Raw genomic sequence first — 17,119 nt, forward strand, 5'->3', positions numbered from 1 at the left:
TACTTAATTAAAAGTTTGGACTGTGTAAATGTCCTTTGTAGAAAGAATCTATAATATCTACAACTTCTTCTTTTGTATCTACAATTTTAATTAAATCTAAGTCTTTCTCACTAATGGTACCCATGGTAAGCATAGTGTTTCTAATCCAATCCATTAAGCCACTCCAAAATTCCGTTCCTACTAATATAATTGGGAATTTCTCAATTTTATTGGTTTGGATTAAGGTAATTGCTTCAAAAAGTTCATCTAATGTACCAAAGCCTCCTGGCATTACCACAAAACCTTGACTATATTTTACAAACATCACTTTACGAACAAAGAAGTAATCAAAGTCTAAACTTTTATCGCTATCAATATAAGGATTGTCATGCTGCTCAAATGGTAAATCAATATTTAAACCTACAGAAGTTCCTCCAGCTAAATTAGCTCCACGATTTCCAGCTTCCATAATACCAGGACCGCCTCCAGTAATAACACCATAACCAGCCTCTGCAATACTTTTAGCGACTTCAATAGCTAATTGGTAATATTTATCTTCTTCTTTAGTTCTTGCTGATCCAAATATGGAAACACAAGGGCCAATTTGACTCATTTTTTCGAATCCGTTTACGAATTCCCCCATTATTTTAAATAAGGCCCATGAATCGTTTGTTTTTATCTCATTCCAACCCTTATGATGTTGTTCTTTTCTCATTCTATCTTTATAATCTTTATTACTATGCTTATATTTTAATCTTTTTGCTGCTTATTCTACTATTCACAAACCTAATTCTTTTCTAAGAAACTTTGCCGTATAACTCTTTTTATCTTTGCACACCTCTTCAGGCGTACCTTTTGCAACGAGTTTACCGCCTCCTTTACCACCTTCATAACCTATATCAATAATATAGTCTGCCATTTTAATGACATCCATATTGTGTTCTATAACAAGAATAGTATTTCCTTTATCTACCAAACGCTCTAAAACTTCCATCAATACTCTAATATCTTCAAAATGCAAACCTGTTGTTGGTTCGTCTAATATATAAAAAGTATTTCCAGTATCTCTTTTAGAAAGTTCTGTGGCTAATTTTATACGTTGCGCTTCTCCACCAGAGAGTGTTGTAGACTGCTGTCCTAAAGAAATATAGCCTAAACCAACTTCTTTAATAGTCTTAAGTTTTCTGTGTATTTTTGGAATTAATTCGAAGAAATCTACTGCTTCATTGATGGTCATTTCCAAAACATCTGCTATAGACTTACCTTTATACCTAATCTCTAAAGTTTCTCTATTAAAACGTTTCCCATTACAGGTTTCACATTCCACATAGACGTCTGGCAAGAAATTCATTTCAATAACACGCAAACCACCACCTTGACAGGTTTCACAACGGCCACCTTTTACATTAAAACTAAATCTTCCTGGTTTATATCCGCGAATAGCCGCTTCAGGAGTTTTGGTAAAAAGAGAACGAATTTCGCTAAAAACGCCTGTGTATGTAGCAGGATTTGAACGTGGAGTTCTCCCAATGGGAGATTGATTAATATCAATAACCTTATCAATGTGCTCTAATCCCGTAATTTTCTTATACGGCATTGGCTTTTTAACCCCATTGAAGTAATAGGCATTCATGATAGGGTAGAGCGTTTCATTTATTAAAGTAGATTTTCCACTTCCCGAAACACCTGTAACACCAATTAATTTTCCTAAAGGAAAACTTGCAGTAACATTTTTAAGATTATTTCCAGTACAACCAGATAAGGTAATTTTTTTACCATTTCCTTTTCTGCGTTGCTTAGGTACTTCAATTTGTTTTTTACCTGAGATATAATCTGCCGTCAGCGTGTTGAAATTTTTAAGATCTTCCGGTTTCCCTTCTGATATAATTTCTCCACCATATTTTCCCGCTTTAGGACCAATATCTATAACATGATCTGCACGCTCAATCATATCTTTATCATGCTCAACCACAATCACAGAATTACCTAAATCTCTCAGGGCTTCTAATGATTTTATCAAACGCTCATTGTCACGTTGATGTAATCCAATACTAGGCTCATCTAAAATATACAATACACCCACTAGTTGAGATCCTATCTGTGTGGCTAAACGTATACGTTGTGCTTCACCACCAGAGAGCGATTTAGAGCTTCTGTTTAGAGATAAATAATCCAAACCAACATCCAATAAAAATTGAACTCGAGTACTGATCTCTTTAATAATTTCTTCTGCAATTTTAAGCTGATTTCCCTGAATTTTCTTAGGAAGCTTTTTGAAGAATTCTGCCAATTCAGAAATATCTAAATGCGCTAATTCTGCTATATTCTTTTCATCAACCTTAAAATTTAAAGACTCTTTACGTAAACGAGAACCATCGCAAGTAGGGCAAGTTATCTTATCCATGTACTCTTTTGCCCACCGTTTAATAGAGGTAGAATCGGCTTCATTAAATTGATTGGTAATGAAATTAGATATCCCTTCGTAATCAATTTTATAAGTACGCTTAACACCCAGTGTTTTAGAATCTAAATCAAAACTCTCGACCGTACCGTTTAACAGTACATTGATAGCTTCTTCAGAAATTTTTTCAATAGGAGTGTTGATATCAAATTTATAACGTTGGCCAATGGTATCTATTTGTTTAAAAGCCCAAGAACTTTTATACTCTCCAAGAGGAGCAATACCACCTGCTTTAATCGTTAGTTTTTTATTTGGAAAAATCTTCTTTTCATTTACCTGATAGACATGTCCTAAACCACTGCAATGAGAACACATCCCTTTTGGAGAATTGAATGAAAATGTATTAGGCTCTGGATTAGGATAAGAAATACCTGTAGTGGGGCACATTAAATCTCTACTGAAATAACGCGCAATTTTTTGTCCTTCTTCTAAAACCATTAATACATTTTCACCGCTATACATAGCCGTGTTTATCGTTTCTGATAATCGTTTATCAAAATCTTCTGTATCAATAACTTTTAGTCGGTCTATCACTATTTCAATGTCATGCACCTTGTAACGGTCCACTTTCATTCCTTTAGTAATATCTACTACTACACCATCTACACGAACTTTCACAAAACCTTGTTTTGCTATTTGTTCAAATAATTCTCGGTAATGCCCTTTTCTAGATCTAATAACAGGCGCCAGAATATTAATTTTCTTCTGGTCATAATCCTTTTTTATTAAATCCCGAATTTGATCATCGCTATAACTTACCATTTTCTCGCCAGTATTATAACTGTATGCATCTCCTGCACGAGCATATAATAATCGCAAAAAATCGTAAATTTCGGTAATAGTACCTACGGTAGATCGCGGTGATTTAGAAGTAGTTTTTTGCTCAATGGCAATTACTGGAGATAAACCATCTATCTTATCCACATCTGGGCGCTCTAAGCCTCCAAGAAACTGTCTTGCATAGGCTGAAAAGGTTTCTATATACCTTCTTTGCCCTTCTGCATAAATAGTGTCAAATGCTAAGGATGATTTACCACTTCCTGAAAGTCCTGTGATGACCACTAACTTTTCTCGAGGGATTGTAATGTCTATATTTTTAAGGTTATGAACGCGTGCGCCTTTCACCTCTATATTCTCTTCGTAATTTATCATTTTCTTTTTCTGCAATTACAAAAATACAATTTTGATAGTTAATTTTATAACTGGCTATATTTAGTTTTTTGTGATTTGAAAAGCTTAACATAAATTAGCATTTCAAACTTTCAATTTTAAGAATTATGCAAATATTAGGAATCGGTTCAAGAATAAAACATGCGGAATATGGACTTGGTGCTGTTACCAATGTAACTTCAAAACATTACTGGGTTACTTTTATGGAAAACGGATTAGAAACAATAGATATAAATGCTGATTTTGAGGTAATTGAAGCTTTAGAAGATGACGTGGATACCATTAGTTTCTCTGAAGTAGAACAATCTCTGATTTCAATTTTAAGAAAATGGAGTGATGCTAGCTCTGTTACCCCTATTGCTGATAAATGGCGTGGCGGAACGATTGTGATGCAACCGGGTGATTCTAATTTGAGTGATAAAATTGTACCTATTGACACCTTTTTTCATAAAATAGTCATGGTCCGTGACCGTATTAGGGTAATGGAACAAAAAATAAACGCTAGCAAGAATTTAGATGATCAAGAAAAGATTGATTTACAACAATACATTACTAGAATATATGGAAGCTTAACAACATTTAATGTGCTGTTTAAAAATCAAAGCGATCATTTTGTGGGCGAAAAATCCAAATAACTAAAAGCATAAATCTGTTCGTAATAAACAATAGTACAATATACTAGGATACTGCTTTTTTCTCACTCAAATATTTCCAATAGCGCTTTGGCACATGCTGTGTATGTAACTTTAAATTTACTCTTGAAGCAATATTTGTGCTTTTAAAATAGTTGTTCCATAAATCCTGAAACTCATATTCTTCATCTGTAAAAACATTGCTTTTTTTCGTTTTGTTGCTATGAATCTCATCCATATCTAAAGTAATGAACTCAACGGTGTCTAAATTATAATAGATGCCGTATTTGCGTTTTACATCATAAATAATCCATTGCTGGTCTGCATACCTGCTTTTAAAATGTTTAGAAATTAAGGGTAGCACATCAAAATCTGGCTCTATATTAGAAAAATAAATAGCATCTTTTGTTAATTGAAATCGGACGAACGCTTCCATACGATGTTTTTCTCTTCCTACAGATTTGGCAAGTTGACTAATTTTTAGCACAATATCATCAGAAAAATTAAGATGCAATAGTTCCGTTTCTGAAAACAATTTTTGAATATACCGATAGAGTAGTAACTCTATTCCTTTTGTTTCGCTAAGAAATGCAAAGTATATATTCTTTATGGCTGTATTATTCTTTTTCTGTATGCCATTCCAAACCCGCTTTGATTTTAAAACATCCGTATAAACTAATTCTGCATCAGAAAACAAACCACTTTGTGCGTTTTCCTCTTTCTGAATATCTGCAATAGTTAACTTTTGCTCAAAAGCTTGAAAAACAGCTGTTAAGTATCCATTAAAACTTCCATCGTAAACTAAAATTTTTGCTTCGTTCATACTATATAATTTAATTTATATCCTGACTTGGAACCTACTAAACGGGACTATCCATTTCTTTTATCTCTGCTTCGTCGGTGCTATTTGCTTGTGCATTTCTCCGAAAAAAAAAGCTATTAAATTTCTTTCTAAGAGCCCTTTTTAGGCTGCTTTTAAATGCAATCATGCCATATCCAATATTTAGAATTGTATTTCGTCTTTTTTCTAGAGAAGACCATGATCGTTTCATACTGCCGTGGTTTGCTATGGTGGGTTTGGTTGTGCTCATTTTTAACTAGTTAAATAAGGATAATTGTGAGCTATAATTATTCCTGAACTTTCCTTGAGAATTTTGAAGAATTAATCCTTTTATTTGAATGGCTTGCAAATCCTTATGAGCATAATCATTACCACTACATACCATAAAATACTTAGCCCTATTTAAGGATACTCCAATTTTCTTAAGATGATCAAATGTTAGCTTTCTATATTTTCTAGCATTGATGATTTTATATACAGAATTCATTCCTAAACCGGGAATTCTTGCTAGCATCCTAGGTTCTGCAGTATTTACATCTATAGGAAACTGTGACAAATTACGCAAAGCCCAACTTAATTTAGGATCCACATCTATATCTAAATTTGGATGTGTATCATTCAAAATTTCTTTAACACCAAAGCCATAAAAACGAAGCAACCAATCTGTCTGATACAATCTATTTTCACGCAACATAGGTACTTGCGAACCTATAGCCGGGAGTCTACTATCATCTGCCACGGGTACATAGCCGGAATAATAGACCCGTTTCATGTTATAGTTTTTATAATAATGTGTTGCCGAATACATAATATCCTTGTCAGATTCTCCTGTGGCACCTATAATCATTTGTGTACTTTGCCCCGCAGGGGCATATATTGGTGTGCTTTTAGTAATCTTTTTTTCTGCCTTATAAATCAGAATTTCGTTTTTAACTTTTAACATGGGTTTTGTAAAGTCTTCATGCTTCTTATCTGGAGCTAATAATTTTAAACCAGAAATAGTTGGCACCTCTATATTTACCGATAATCGGTCTGCATATAAGCCAGCCTCATACATTAATTCATCACTTGCTCCAGGAATAGATTTAAGATGAATGTAGCCGTTAAAATTTTCCTCAAGTCTCAATTTCTTAGCCACGGCCACCAAACGCTCCATGGTATAATCAGGACTTTTAAAAATTCCTGAACTTAAAAAAAGTCCCTCAATATAGTTACGGCGGTAAAAATTAATAGTAAGATCTACGGCTTCTTGAATTTTAAAAGCAGCTCTTTTTATATCATTGCTTTTTCTGGTCACACAATAGGCACAATCAAAAATGCAATGATTAGTGAGCAATATCTTCAAGAGCGACACACAACGTCCATCTTCCGTATAGGTATGACAAATACCCATACCCGTACTATCACCGAGGCCTTTATTTTTATTACCCCTAGTACTTCCACTACTAGAGCATGAAACGTCGTACTTTGCGGCATCGGCCAAAATATTTAATTTTTCTTTTATTCGTTCGAAAGACATAGTTCAAATTGTAATTACTCCAAAATTATGGAAATATTCCTAAATATGGAATTTTTCCATAAAATATTTTGGAATATATCCAAATTGCGTATATTTGGCTTATTACGAAAGGATTATGGAAAACGAAATTACCCTGAAACGCTTTATAGAAATCAGAAGAGACTTAGGTTTTACGCAAGCTGAATTTGCCGCTTTGATTGGTGTGTCTAACACTACTGCAGATATAGAACGCGGAAGAACCAAACTTTCTGGTAAAGTGGTCACAGAGCTTTTAAAACAATTTAAAATTAATCCGTTGTGGTTGTTTGGAGAAAGTGATTCTAAATATATAGAAACTTCTCATACCAGTGTAATTCCTAAAGTAGTTACTGTAGATTCTGCAGATCGCGAAAATATGGTTTTAGTGAATGCTAAAGCAGCAGCCGGTTATCCACAAAATATTGCTGATACAAGTTGGTATCAACAATTACCAGCATTTGATTTACCTATACCTGAATTTAGAAATGCTACTTACAGAGGTTTTCAAGTAGAAGGAGACAGTATGTTGCCTAATTTAAGACCAGGGGAGTGGGTACTCGCAAAAGCTATTGAACATATTGATGATGTTACGCCCAACAAAATTTATGTAGTAGTACTTCAAGATGCCGTTTTAGTTAAAAAAGTAATTAAAAAGCCCAACTCTAATAATGTTACTTTAGTTTCCTTAAACGAAAACTATCCACCTTATGAAATCAAACCTTTTCAAATTCAAGAAATTTGGCAGGTTAATAGTAAGATTACTTTTGGCGTTGATGCAACCACAGAAACAGGCCTGTTAAGACAATTACAAGAATCTATGGAAGAATTAAAAAGCCAGTTACGGGTTCAGAACTAGAATCTCCTATTCATAAGCACATTTATACGAAGTATCTTCTGTCACTTTCACATCAAAAGAACTATTGGCATCCACTTTAAACGTTTGGTAAGGAGTATAGGTGCTCCAAACTGTTGCATCTTTTAATTTTACTTCCATACTGCCCGAAATTACCGTCATATATTCTACTGTTGTGGTTCCGAACGTGTAAGCTCCAGGAGCCATTACTCCAACTGTAGCCCTGCCTTCTGAATTTTTAAAAGCAATGGAAACAACCTTATCTTCGAAATATGTATTTGTCTTAAACATACTATAGCGCTAAATTTAAAAGTAAAACTAAGTACAAATAGTGGAATAGAAATCATATTCACAAAGAACTCTTCTTTTGTGGTAATTTAATTATTCTTTGGGTTTCTTCGCTGATTGCTGAATTTCTTTAAGGCGTTGCTTACGCGCTTCTTTCTCGTCCCGGAGCTTATTAATTTTACGATTCATAAGCTTGGTATGTTTCGCTTTATTCTTAGTATTTTTTTCTTTTCCTTTTTTTGACATAAGTTTTAATTGTACGCTCTAACTTCTCCCATACTTAATGATACAGGACCAATTTTATGAGAAGTAGGCAAAAGAACGCCATTTTCCATAGTTTTCCAATTATCCCAAGTAGCTTCTAAACCACCAATAGGAATAATTTTCACCCACATTTTGTAGCTTGTAGGCATTCCGTTTTCTTTTAATTTCCAGACATAAGAATCTCCAGGAGTGGTACCGCCAGAATTATAGGTAATCATTAAGCCTTGTGTCCCATCATCTAAAGTTACTAAGCTTCTAATTGTGCCTTCATCAAAAATTTTAAAAGGTGCAACCAACCAAAAAGAATCATTATTAAAATAGTCTGTTGCCGTGGTTATCAACTTTGTTTTCTCCGTACCAATAACTTTTGCTCCATTTTCAAAAACTTCACTCCAATTAGGCGTATTTAAGTTCAATAAAACCTTGTATTGCGCCCATATAACGGTTACATGACCTATTTCTTTGTCCCATTTATACCTATGACTACCTCCTGCAAAAGACCACTCTAAATATCTTGTATCTTGATATGCTACTTTATTTATTGCAGTAAGCATCTTATAAGCTAAAGCATCTGCCTCTTGGGTATTTTTACCTTCGGGAACCTTTTCATTATACACAAAATACACCACAACAAAAACTGCAATCAACAGTCCTAAAAGTACTAGGATAGCTTTTAAAATTCCTTTCAATAATCTCTTCATATAAATAATCTAAAATCCGACAGCCATATCATCACCTCTTTTATCCGCTCCACCTTCTAGGCTACCATCAGCAAGTACTCTAATAGCATCTACCTTTCCTATAATTGGTGTGCGTTCTTCATTAATAAAGTAGCCTTTTGCTTTTAGTGATGTTTTTAATTCCGTAGAAAATCCTTCCGGTTCAAAGGTTACAATATCTGGCAACCATTGATGATGAAATCTAGGAGCATTTACGGCATCTTGCATGCTCATGTCAAATTCATAGGCATTCAGTATAGTTTGTGCTACGGCAGTAATAATAGTAGAACCTCCAGGGGTACCTACCACCATCCAAAGCTCACCCTCTTTTTCTACAATTGTTGGCGTCATACTACTCAGCATTCGCTTTTCTGGCTGAATATTATTTGCTTCTGCACCAATAAGACCAAACATATTAGGTACTCCTGCTTTGGAACTAAAATCGTCCATTTCATTGTTTAAAAAGAAACCCAATTCATCACAATATAATTTAGAACCAAAATTTCCATTTAAGGTAGTTGTTACAGAAACAGCATTGCCCTCTTCATCTACAATAGAGTAGTGGGTGGTCTCCATACTTTCCACTATCTCCACTTTACCATGAGAAACATCGGATGATTTGGTCGCTTTATCAAAAGAAAAATCAGTCATACGATCTTCTAGATAACTATCCTTTAATAATACATCTAGCGGAATATCAACAAAATCCGGATCTCCTAAATAGTAATTTCTATCTGCATAAGCTCGGCGAGAAGCTTCAGTGAATACTTGAATAGTTTTTTCAGAATTATGCCCGAATGTTCCAATATCAAAAGGCGCTATCATATCAAAAATTTGATTCATAGTAACACCGCCACTGCTAGGTGGACTCATGGATATAATTTTTAATCCTTTATAGTTGAATGCTATGGGTTTGCGCCATACTACATCGTAACTTGCCAAATCATCTTCAGTAACAAATCCCCCATTTTTTTGAATAAAATTAGCCAGTTTTTGTGCTATTTCTCCTTTATAAAATCCGTCTTTCCCTTTTTCAACAATTGTACGTAAGGTAGCGGCTAGTTTAGGGTACGTAATAATATCACCTTCTTTATAAACCGCTCCAAATTTTGTACTATCGCTATTCACCTCCGTAAATACTTCACGATACTGCGCCAACATATCAGCTTGCTTAGCTGTAACTACAACGCCATTTTCCGCCATAGTAATTACAGGCTCAAAAATAGCCGCCAGTGGAAGCTTGCCAAACTTTTTATGCACTTCTAAAATCCCCGCTACAGATCCAGGAACCCCTACAGAAGTTGCGCCTAGCGTACTCATATTAATAATAACACTCCCTAAGGAATCTAAATACATATCTCTATGGGCAGATTTTGGTGCTTTTTCCCTAAAATCTAAACTCCCAATAGCACCGTCTGCTTCTCTGTAGACCATAAAACCACCTCCACCAATATTTCCGGCACGAGGGTATGCTACGGCAAGTGCCAACTGTGTACCTACCATGGCATCAAAAGCATTACCGCCATTTGCCATAATATCAGAACCAACTTTAGAGGCCTCTTCACGCGCAGAAACTACCATTGCTTTTTCTACCACAAGCCCGGTGGGTATCGCTGGCTGATTTTTACATTGTATAAAAAGAAATAAGACTAAAATAGGGAGAAAAAATTTCTTCATTGTCGCAGGGATCATATTGGGTTATAGTGAAATGTATTTTTGCTTTGAAAAGGTAACTAACTCCTCAAAAAAGGATGTAAATTCTTTTTCAAACTCATCATAATGCTCTTCTAGATCTAAAATAGCAAAGTTCATCTTAGATTTATTTTTTGTTCTTCTATTCATTCCATTTAGCACCCTACCAATACCTTCTAGTTTTGAGTAATTGAAAATCCAATTATCAGCAATCATATACGGCATCATATGTTTAGTAGTATCTGGAAGTATTTCATAGTTATCTTCTAAAAGATCGTAGAAATTATCTACAAAAAGCTCCAAAGGAACATCGGAATACGTACTCCAATTTTTAGCTAAAAAATGATCATAAAAAATATCTACAATAACGCCGCTATAATGGCTATAGTTTTCATGTAATCTTTTAGTACTTTTTCTAACCGTGGGGTGCGCATCGGTAAAGGTATCAATAAATCGATGTAATTTAATCCCTTTTTGTACCCGCTCTGGTAAATGCTTGTACTTATTACCGCGAATACTATCGGCTATAAAATTTCCAAGAGTTATCTCATTATCATCAAAAGATAGGTAAATATGTGCTAAAAAATTCATAGACCGAAGAAAAACTATTCCTATCGAATTTACAAATAAGAAGTCTAGCATTTGGCCTGAACCCTTTATATTTGTAAAAATTTTCAAATAAATTATGACACTAATCAAATCTATTTCAGGAATACGTGGTACAATCGGAGGAAAACCAGGAGATAACTTAACACCCATTGATGCTGTAAAATTTGCAGCAGCCTATGGTATTTGGTTAAAAGAATATTCTAAGAAAGATAAATTAAAAGTAGTTATAGGTAGAGATGCTCGTATTTCTGGAGAGATGATTCAGAATATTGTAGTATCTACTTTAATAGGTTTAGGGATAGATGTAATTGATTTAGATTTATCTACTACACCTACTGTTGAAATTGCCGTTCCTTTAGAAGAGGCTGATGGAGGTATTATTCTAACCGCTAGTCACAACCCAAAACAATGGAATGCTTTAAAATTGCTAAATGAAAAGGGAGAATTTTTAGATGCAGCACAAGGAGCTAAGATTTTGGCCATCGCAGAAAAAGAAGATTTCAATTTTTCTGAGGTTGATGATTTAGGAGAGATCACACGAAATGATTCTTATATAGATATTCATATTGATGAAGTTTTAGAACTTGATTTAATAGATGCTGATACCATTAGAGCTGCAAAATTTAAAGTCGTAGTAGATGGTGTAAATTCAACGGGTGGTATTGCCATACCAAAGCTTTTAAAAGAATTAGGAGTAGAAGTTGTGGAGTTATATTGTGACCCTACGGGACATTTTCCACATAACCCAGAACCTCTGAAAGAGCATTTAGGAGATATTTGTGCTTTAGTACTTGAAGAAAAAGCAGATTTTGGAATTGTAGTTGATCCTGATGTAGACCGTTTGGCTTTTATTAGTAATGATGGTGAAATGTTTGGCGAAGAATATACTTTAGTAGCATGTGCTGATTATGTCTTAGGAAAAACAAAAGGAAATACTGTATCAAACTTATCTTCTTCTAGAGCGCTTAGAGATATCACACAAAAACATGGTGGCACTTATGAAGCTGCTGCCGTTGGAGAGGTAAATGTGGTAACCAAAATGAAAGCAAATAATGCCGTTATTGGAGGAGAAGGTAATGGTGGTATTATTTACCCTGAAAGTCATTACGGAAGAGATTCTCTTGTAGGTACCGCTTTATTTTTGATGCTAATGGCAGAAAAAGGTGGCACTGTTGCTGAATTGAGAGCTAGTTACCCATCTTACTTCATGAGTAAAAAGAAAATTGAATTAACCCCTGGTTTAGATGTGGATGCTATTTTAGTTGCCATGGCTGATACTTATAAAAACGAAGAGATTTCTACCATTGACGGTGTGAAAATCGATTTTGCTGAGAACTGGGTACATTTACGCAAATCTAATACAGAGCCTATTATAAGAATTTACACGGAGGCTAAATCGCAATCAGAAGCTGATGCTTTAGCAGATAAAATTATAGGTGAAATAAAAAAAATAGCTGGCTTATAAAAACTAGTTAAAATTGCCATAAAAAGGAGCAACTAAATACTATTAGATGCTCCTTTTTTTTATTAATGCTGATCTGCTTTATCTCTATGTTTCCAGCGGCGATGTGTCCATAAATAATGCTCAGGACGTTCAAGTATCTGTTGTTCTGTTAAGCGCAGAAACTTATCGGTAATTTCATGTTCAGCAGTAGATTTTCCGGCATCTGTAATCGGAATAAATTCCGCCTCATAATAACCTCTCTTTATTTTGGATACTTTTAGAAACAGCACTCCTAAATCCATTTTACGTGCCATAGTTTCTGCACCACTAAAAACAGGAACTTTAATACCCATAAACTCCGTCCAATAGGGAGCTCTATGAGCTTGAGGAGATTGATCACTTACCATTCCGTAAGCACTCCTAACGTCATCTCTAACATTTCTTACCACAGTTTTTACTGTTTCTTCTTGTGTAATTAAGGTGGTGTTCCAACGGGCTCTTACTTTACGTATCCAATGATCAAAATATTTATTTGCTACTTTTTGATACACAGCATACCCTTTGAAATCTACATAGTTATTTATACTCACATTCCATTCCCAATTGGCGTAATGCGAACAGACAATTAAAACGCTTTTAGTCTTTCCTAATTCTTTAAGGACATCAATATTTTTGATGGTATATCTTTGCTGTACTTGAGCCTTGGATAGTGCCATGGTTTTAATCATCTCCATGAATGTATCAATCAAATGACTATAGAACTTACGCTGAATTTGTAACAGTTCTTGTTCGCTTTTATCAGGGAATACCAGTTTCAAATTTGAATACACAACTTTTTTGCGGTAACCAAAAAGGGTATACACCAAGAAAAAAACAAAATCTGAGAGCCAATAAAATAGGGTATATGGTAATATGGAAATAAACCAAAGAATAGGATAAACTAAAATAAATACTAATAACTGCATGCCAATAATTATAAGGCAAATATAGTTATATTTGAAGTCAAACAGAACGTTTGATTATATGGATAGTATTGATTTAGTTACCGTAGGTATTATTGCAATAAATTTATTGGTTTCCATAAAAGGATTCAATGATGTTAATTTCTTTGACCGTTATAAATTTAGCGTAGGCGCTATAAAAGCAGGACAAAAAGAGCGGATGTTTTCTTCTGGATTCTTACATGTAGACTTTTCGCATTTGTTTTTTAACATGTTTACCTTATTCTTTTTTGCACCCATCGTAATCGCATGGCTGGGAGCTGTAAAGTTTGTGATAATTTATGTGATTAGTTTAATTGCGGGTAGTTTACTATCCATGGTATTTCATAAGGATGAAGATTATTACACAGCTGTTGGAGCAAGTGGGGCTGTTACGGGAATTTTATATGCTGCGATTTTATTAGACCCTTGGATGCAAATAAATTTTATCATTCCAGGTTGGGTTTTTGGAATAGGCTATCTTATTTATTCTATTTATGGAATGAAGAGTAGGTTAGGAAATATTGGACACACCGCTCATTTTGGTGGTGCGGTTGGCGGGTATGCTACAACCTTGATACTTATGCCGGGCTTGGCATTGCAAGATCCCTTAATGGTAGGGTTACTTGCTATTCCTATTGTTGCCTTGTTTGTGCTTCAAAAATTAGGAAAAATTTAGTTTATCGGTAATATTCCGCCGATAAACGATAGAAAAAGCGTCGTTCGTCGAAATTTCTGACTTATAGAAACATAAATTCATAGTTTTGCCGTTGTTAGAGTACCCAAACTCTTATTCAACCTACGTAATTATGAGAAAAGTTTCCCTACTACTGGCTTTTTCGCTAGTTTTTATTACATCATGTTCTGAAGAAACAACTGTTTTTGAAGATGAGCAGAGTAATGTAAGTTCAGAGAACAATCAAGATTTTTTAAATAGAAGTATCAGCTATGAAAATGCTGGTGTTATCGATATATCTAGTGAAGACGATTTATCAGGCAAAACAAGTAAGGATGGAGACCCTTTAGCCGGAGATTACCCTCTTTCTTTAATTGCTCAAATTACACCTCCTAGTTTTTCTGGTGGAGAAAATTTAACAGCAACACATGTAAACATTGTTGATGACATTGCTTATGTATCTTATAACACAGTAGAATCTGATTATGTAGGTGCAATTGATGCAGTAGACGTTAGCGATCCTTATAGCCCTAAAATTACTTCTAGACTGTATTATAGTAATGCTGATATTAATGCTATCGCTTATGACAATGGTTATATTTATATTGTTGGTGGAGTAGATGCCGAAAATTCTGCAACCGCAAGCACCAACTCTTTTGTAGCAAAAATACCATCCTCTAACGGAAGTATTGACGTGAATAATGGAATTACTTATGGTTTTCAAGAAGGTTTTATTGCTACCGATATAGCTATCAACGGAAATAATATATATGTAACAAGTGGCGAAGACGGTGTATTAGCGGTATATGATAAAAATACTGTAGCCCTTTTAAATGAATTGCCGTTATCTGATTTACGTTCGGTAACAATGGCGAATAACAATATCGCTGTATTAGATGCGAGTAAGGGAGTTTCTATTTTTGATGCTAATTTTTCACTTGTAAAAGAAATTGCTATTTCTTCTGATTTTGGTATCGCTTCTAAAAGGACTTTAGATTTTTCTAATGATAAACTATTTGTTTCTGAAGGCTCTAAAGGCGCTGGTATTTACAATGCTAGTACAGGAGCTTTTGTAGAATACATTCCAATTTTAATAAACCCTGAAGGTTCTGATGCTTCAGATAATGTAACTAATGCCGTAGCCGTTAATGAAAGTGCTATTTTAATGGCTAATGGTGGCGCAGGACTTTCTCTTTCTGAAGAATCTAGTGGAAGTACAACTCCCGTTGGAATTATAGATTTAGATGGCTCTATTAACTTTGTTGCCTCTAAAGGAGATTATATCTTTGCAGCTTCTGGCACTGCTGGTTTACAGATTATTAAAATGAACAAACCAAATCAGAGCTTAGAAACTAAATGCGAAGATTTAACTTCATACAGAGGTAGTTCAAATATAACCGTTCCTGCTAATGAAAGCATGGCTTACCAAGGTTCTAAGCGATTAAGACAAATAGACGTTTTTGGAGATTTGTTGCTATGTGGTAGCTGGACAGTAAGTACTGGTGTAGCTTTAAATACGGATAGTTTATTTGAAATGAAAGGCGCTATTATCGTAGGAAACAATAGAAGCACTAAAGATATTACCGTTGCAAGTAATGCAACGCTGGTTATAGAGGGCGACTTAGTTATTTACGGGGATTTAATCTTAGGCGATGGTGCTACTATTGAATTCTTAGGATCTAGCTCTAGAGCTTACATAACAGGTGAAGTTACTAAAGCTGACACAGCCGTGGTAAAAGGAGAATTTAATGATATGCTAAATAGGTTTTAATTAAACCAATTAACAAAATAAAAAAAGCTCCAATTTGAAATTCAAATTGGAGCTTTTTTTTATAGTGAAAACTTTTAAGGATTTAGATATTCCCCATAAGTTCAGCAATCTTACTTTCTAATTCTGGGCCTCTTAAGTCTTTTGCGATAATTACACCATTTTCATCTAAAATGAACATTGCAGGAATAGCTCTTACATTGTACAACTTAGCAATTTCATCAAAATATTGAACATTAGAAACATGGTTCCATGTTAAACTATCTGCAGCAATAGCACCTGTCCATTCTTCTTTTGTTTTATCTAAAGATACTCCTAGAATACTTAATCCGCTATCTTTATACTTATTATAAACACGAACTAAGTTAGGATTTTCTGCTCTACATGGTCTACACCATCCAGCCCAGAAATCTACGATGGTAACTTTTCCTAAAGCATCTTTCAAAGCCAATTGTTTTCCATCAGGTGTTGGCGCAGAAAAATCAGGAGCTTTAGAACCTATCGCTGTACTTTTTGTAAGTGATAATTGTTTTTCTATTCTTTTTGCGGTAGCAGTGGCTTTAATTTCTGGAGTAAATGCTTCATAGATTTTAGAAATCTCATCTTCCGCTAAACCCTTACTCATTAATACACGCTCTAAAATTAAGACAGAAACATATGCATTCGGGTTCTCTTTGATATACGTAAGCTCAAAATTCTTAGCTTGTTCTTGCATTTCCATGCTTTCTGCCTGTAACGCTTCTTGTGTCGCAAGATCTCCGGAAGCTCTCGCTTTTTCAAAATCACTACGCATAGACATCGCTCTCTTAGAGAATGATCTGCTATTGTCTAAGAACTTACCAAACAATTCATTTTGCTCCGTTCCTTCAACTTTAGCAAAACCTAAGCTATCTTTTTGAAAAACAACATCAATAGTTCCTTTCTCAATCATTACAGGAATATTACCCTGAAGTTTATCTATGAAAATATATTGTAAGTCTAAAGAATCTGCTGTACCCTTAAAAACAAACTTTCCATTTTCTACCGTAGTTGTATCTACATCTACAGGTTGGTTTACTTCGTTTATTTTTTTAAGAAATACTTTTGTTCCATTTTCTATCTCTCCATTGACAGTAGCTTCAATAGAAAATCCGTCAGGATTACTATTACAAGATACTAATAGGGCAGTGGCAAATAATCCTAATATTACTTTTCTCATTATGATTT

At 34.5% G+C, this 17,119-nt stretch carries 17 protein-coding genes; 5 read left to right on the forward strand and 12 right to left on the reverse strand.

Annotated elements, in window-relative coordinates; translation table 11 throughout:
* Window positions 1-7: 7 nt before the first annotated feature.
* Both M666_RS15450 and uvrA read right to left on the reverse strand, forming a co-directional pair.
* On the reverse strand, window positions 8-694 hold the full coding sequence (locus M666_RS15450; RefSeq protein ID WP_025615235.1) for an LOG family protein: 687 nt from the start codon (window positions 692-694) through the stop codon (window positions 8-10).
* A gap of 63 nt (window positions 695-757) precedes the next feature.
* Complete coding sequence (uvrA, locus tag M666_RS15455; RefSeq protein ID WP_029446570.1) at window positions 758-3,592, reverse strand: excinuclease ABC subunit UvrA; 2,835 nt, start codon at window positions 3,590-3,592, stop codon at window positions 758-760.
* 125 nt (window positions 3,593-3,717) lie between these two features.
* Between uvrA and M666_RS15460 the strand changes: the two genes are divergently transcribed.
* Entirely contained in the window at window positions 3,718-4,245 is a 528-nt protein-coding gene (locus tag M666_RS15460; protein WP_024480915.1) for a DUF8685 domain-containing protein, read from the forward strand.
* 43 nt (window positions 4,246-4,288) lie between these two features.
* Here M666_RS15460 and M666_RS15465 read toward each other — a convergent pair whose 3' ends face one another.
* From M666_RS15465 to M666_RS15475, 3 genes are read right to left on the reverse strand one after another with little or no spacing between them, the layout of a single operon-like run.
* Entirely contained in the window at window positions 4,289-5,065 is a 777-nt protein-coding gene (locus tag M666_RS15465; protein WP_029446571.1) for a TIGR03915 family putative DNA repair protein, read from the reverse strand.
* A 37-nt stretch (window positions 5,066-5,102) separates the two neighbouring features.
* Entirely contained in the window at window positions 5,103-5,333 is a 231-nt protein-coding gene (locus M666_RS15470) for a hypothetical protein (protein WP_029446572.1), read from the reverse strand.
* Window positions 5,334-5,339: 6 nt separating this feature from the next.
* Window positions 5,340-6,602: a putative DNA modification/repair radical SAM protein gene (locus M666_RS15475; protein ID WP_039325905.1), complete on the reverse strand. Its 1,263-nt coding sequence runs from the start codon at window positions 6,600-6,602 to the stop codon at window positions 5,340-5,342.
* A gap of 115 nt (window positions 6,603-6,717) precedes the next feature.
* Between M666_RS15475 and M666_RS15480 the strand changes: the two genes are divergently transcribed.
* Window positions 6,718-7,476, forward strand: a complete 759-nt coding sequence (locus M666_RS15480) for an XRE family transcriptional regulator (RefSeq protein ID WP_024480919.1) — start codon at window positions 6,718-6,720, stop codon at window positions 7,474-7,476.
* A 6-nt stretch (window positions 7,477-7,482) separates the two neighbouring features.
* On the opposite strand, the gene ppnP is transcribed toward M666_RS15480, so the two are convergent.
* From ppnP to M666_RS15500, 5 genes are all read right to left on the reverse strand, one after another.
* Window positions 7,483-7,764 carry a pyrimidine/purine nucleoside phosphorylase gene (ppnP, locus tag M666_RS15485; protein WP_029446575.1) on the reverse strand — a complete coding sequence of 94 codons (282 nt, stop codon included), beginning with the start codon at window positions 7,762-7,764 and terminating at the stop codon, window positions 7,483-7,485.
* Window positions 7,765-7,854: 90 nt separating this feature from the next.
* Entirely contained in the window at window positions 7,855-8,007 is a 153-nt protein-coding gene (locus M666_RS20560; protein WP_173399766.1) for a hypothetical protein, read from the reverse strand.
* A 5-nt stretch (window positions 8,008-8,012) separates the two neighbouring features.
* Window positions 8,013-8,726 (reverse strand): hypothetical protein, encoded by a 714-nt coding sequence (locus M666_RS15490; protein WP_029446576.1) that lies wholly within the window; start codon window positions 8,724-8,726, stop codon window positions 8,013-8,015.
* Window positions 8,727-8,735: 9 nt separating this feature from the next.
* On the reverse strand, window positions 8,736-10,421 hold the full coding sequence (ggt, locus tag M666_RS15495) for a gamma-glutamyltransferase (protein ID WP_029446577.1): 1,686 nt from the start codon (window positions 10,419-10,421) through the stop codon (window positions 8,736-8,738).
* A gap of 21 nt (window positions 10,422-10,442) precedes the next feature.
* The gene (locus tag M666_RS15500; RefSeq protein ID WP_029446578.1) at window positions 10,443-11,027 is read right to left on the reverse strand and encodes an acyl carrier protein phosphodiesterase; all 585 of its coding nucleotides are present in this window, start codon (window positions 11,025-11,027) and stop codon (window positions 10,443-10,445) included.
* A gap of 94 nt (window positions 11,028-11,121) precedes the next feature.
* Between M666_RS15500 and glmM the strand changes: the two genes are divergently transcribed.
* Window positions 11,122-12,510, forward strand: coding sequence for a phosphoglucosamine mutase (gene glmM / locus M666_RS15505; RefSeq protein WP_024480924.1), 1,389 nt, complete (start codon window positions 11,122-11,124; stop codon window positions 12,508-12,510).
* A gap of 62 nt (window positions 12,511-12,572) precedes the next feature.
* Here the strand turns inward: glmM and M666_RS15510 are convergent, their stop codons facing one another.
* On the reverse strand, window positions 12,573-13,454 hold the full coding sequence (locus M666_RS15510) for a lysophospholipid acyltransferase family protein (protein WP_029446579.1): 882 nt from the start codon (window positions 13,452-13,454) through the stop codon (window positions 12,573-12,575).
* Window positions 13,455-13,512: 58 nt separating this feature from the next.
* Here M666_RS15510 and M666_RS15515 point away from each other — a divergent pair, with 58 nt between their 5' ends.
* Entirely contained in the window at window positions 13,513-14,148 is a 636-nt protein-coding gene (locus M666_RS15515; RefSeq protein ID WP_025615245.1) for a rhomboid family intramembrane serine protease, read from the forward strand.
* Between the two features lie 130 nt (window positions 14,149-14,278).
* Window positions 14,279-15,916 carry an LVIVD repeat-containing protein gene (locus M666_RS15520; protein ID WP_029446580.1) on the forward strand — a complete coding sequence of 546 codons (1,638 nt, stop codon included), beginning with the start codon at window positions 14,279-14,281 and terminating at the stop codon, window positions 15,914-15,916.
* An 82-nt stretch (window positions 15,917-15,998) separates the two neighbouring features.
* Here the strand turns inward: M666_RS15520 and M666_RS15525 are convergent, their stop codons facing one another.
* Window positions 15,999-17,111 carry a TlpA disulfide reductase family protein gene (locus tag M666_RS15525; protein WP_025615247.1) on the reverse strand — a complete coding sequence of 371 codons (1,113 nt, stop codon included), beginning with the start codon at window positions 17,109-17,111 and terminating at the stop codon, window positions 15,999-16,001.
* Between the last annotated feature and the right edge of the window lie 8 nt (window positions 17,112-17,119).

Origin of the sequence: Cellulophaga baltica 18 (genome assembly GCF_000468615.2) — a bacterium.
Lineage (GTDB): Bacteria > Bacteroidota > Bacteroidia > Flavobacteriales > Flavobacteriaceae > Cellulophaga > Cellulophaga baltica.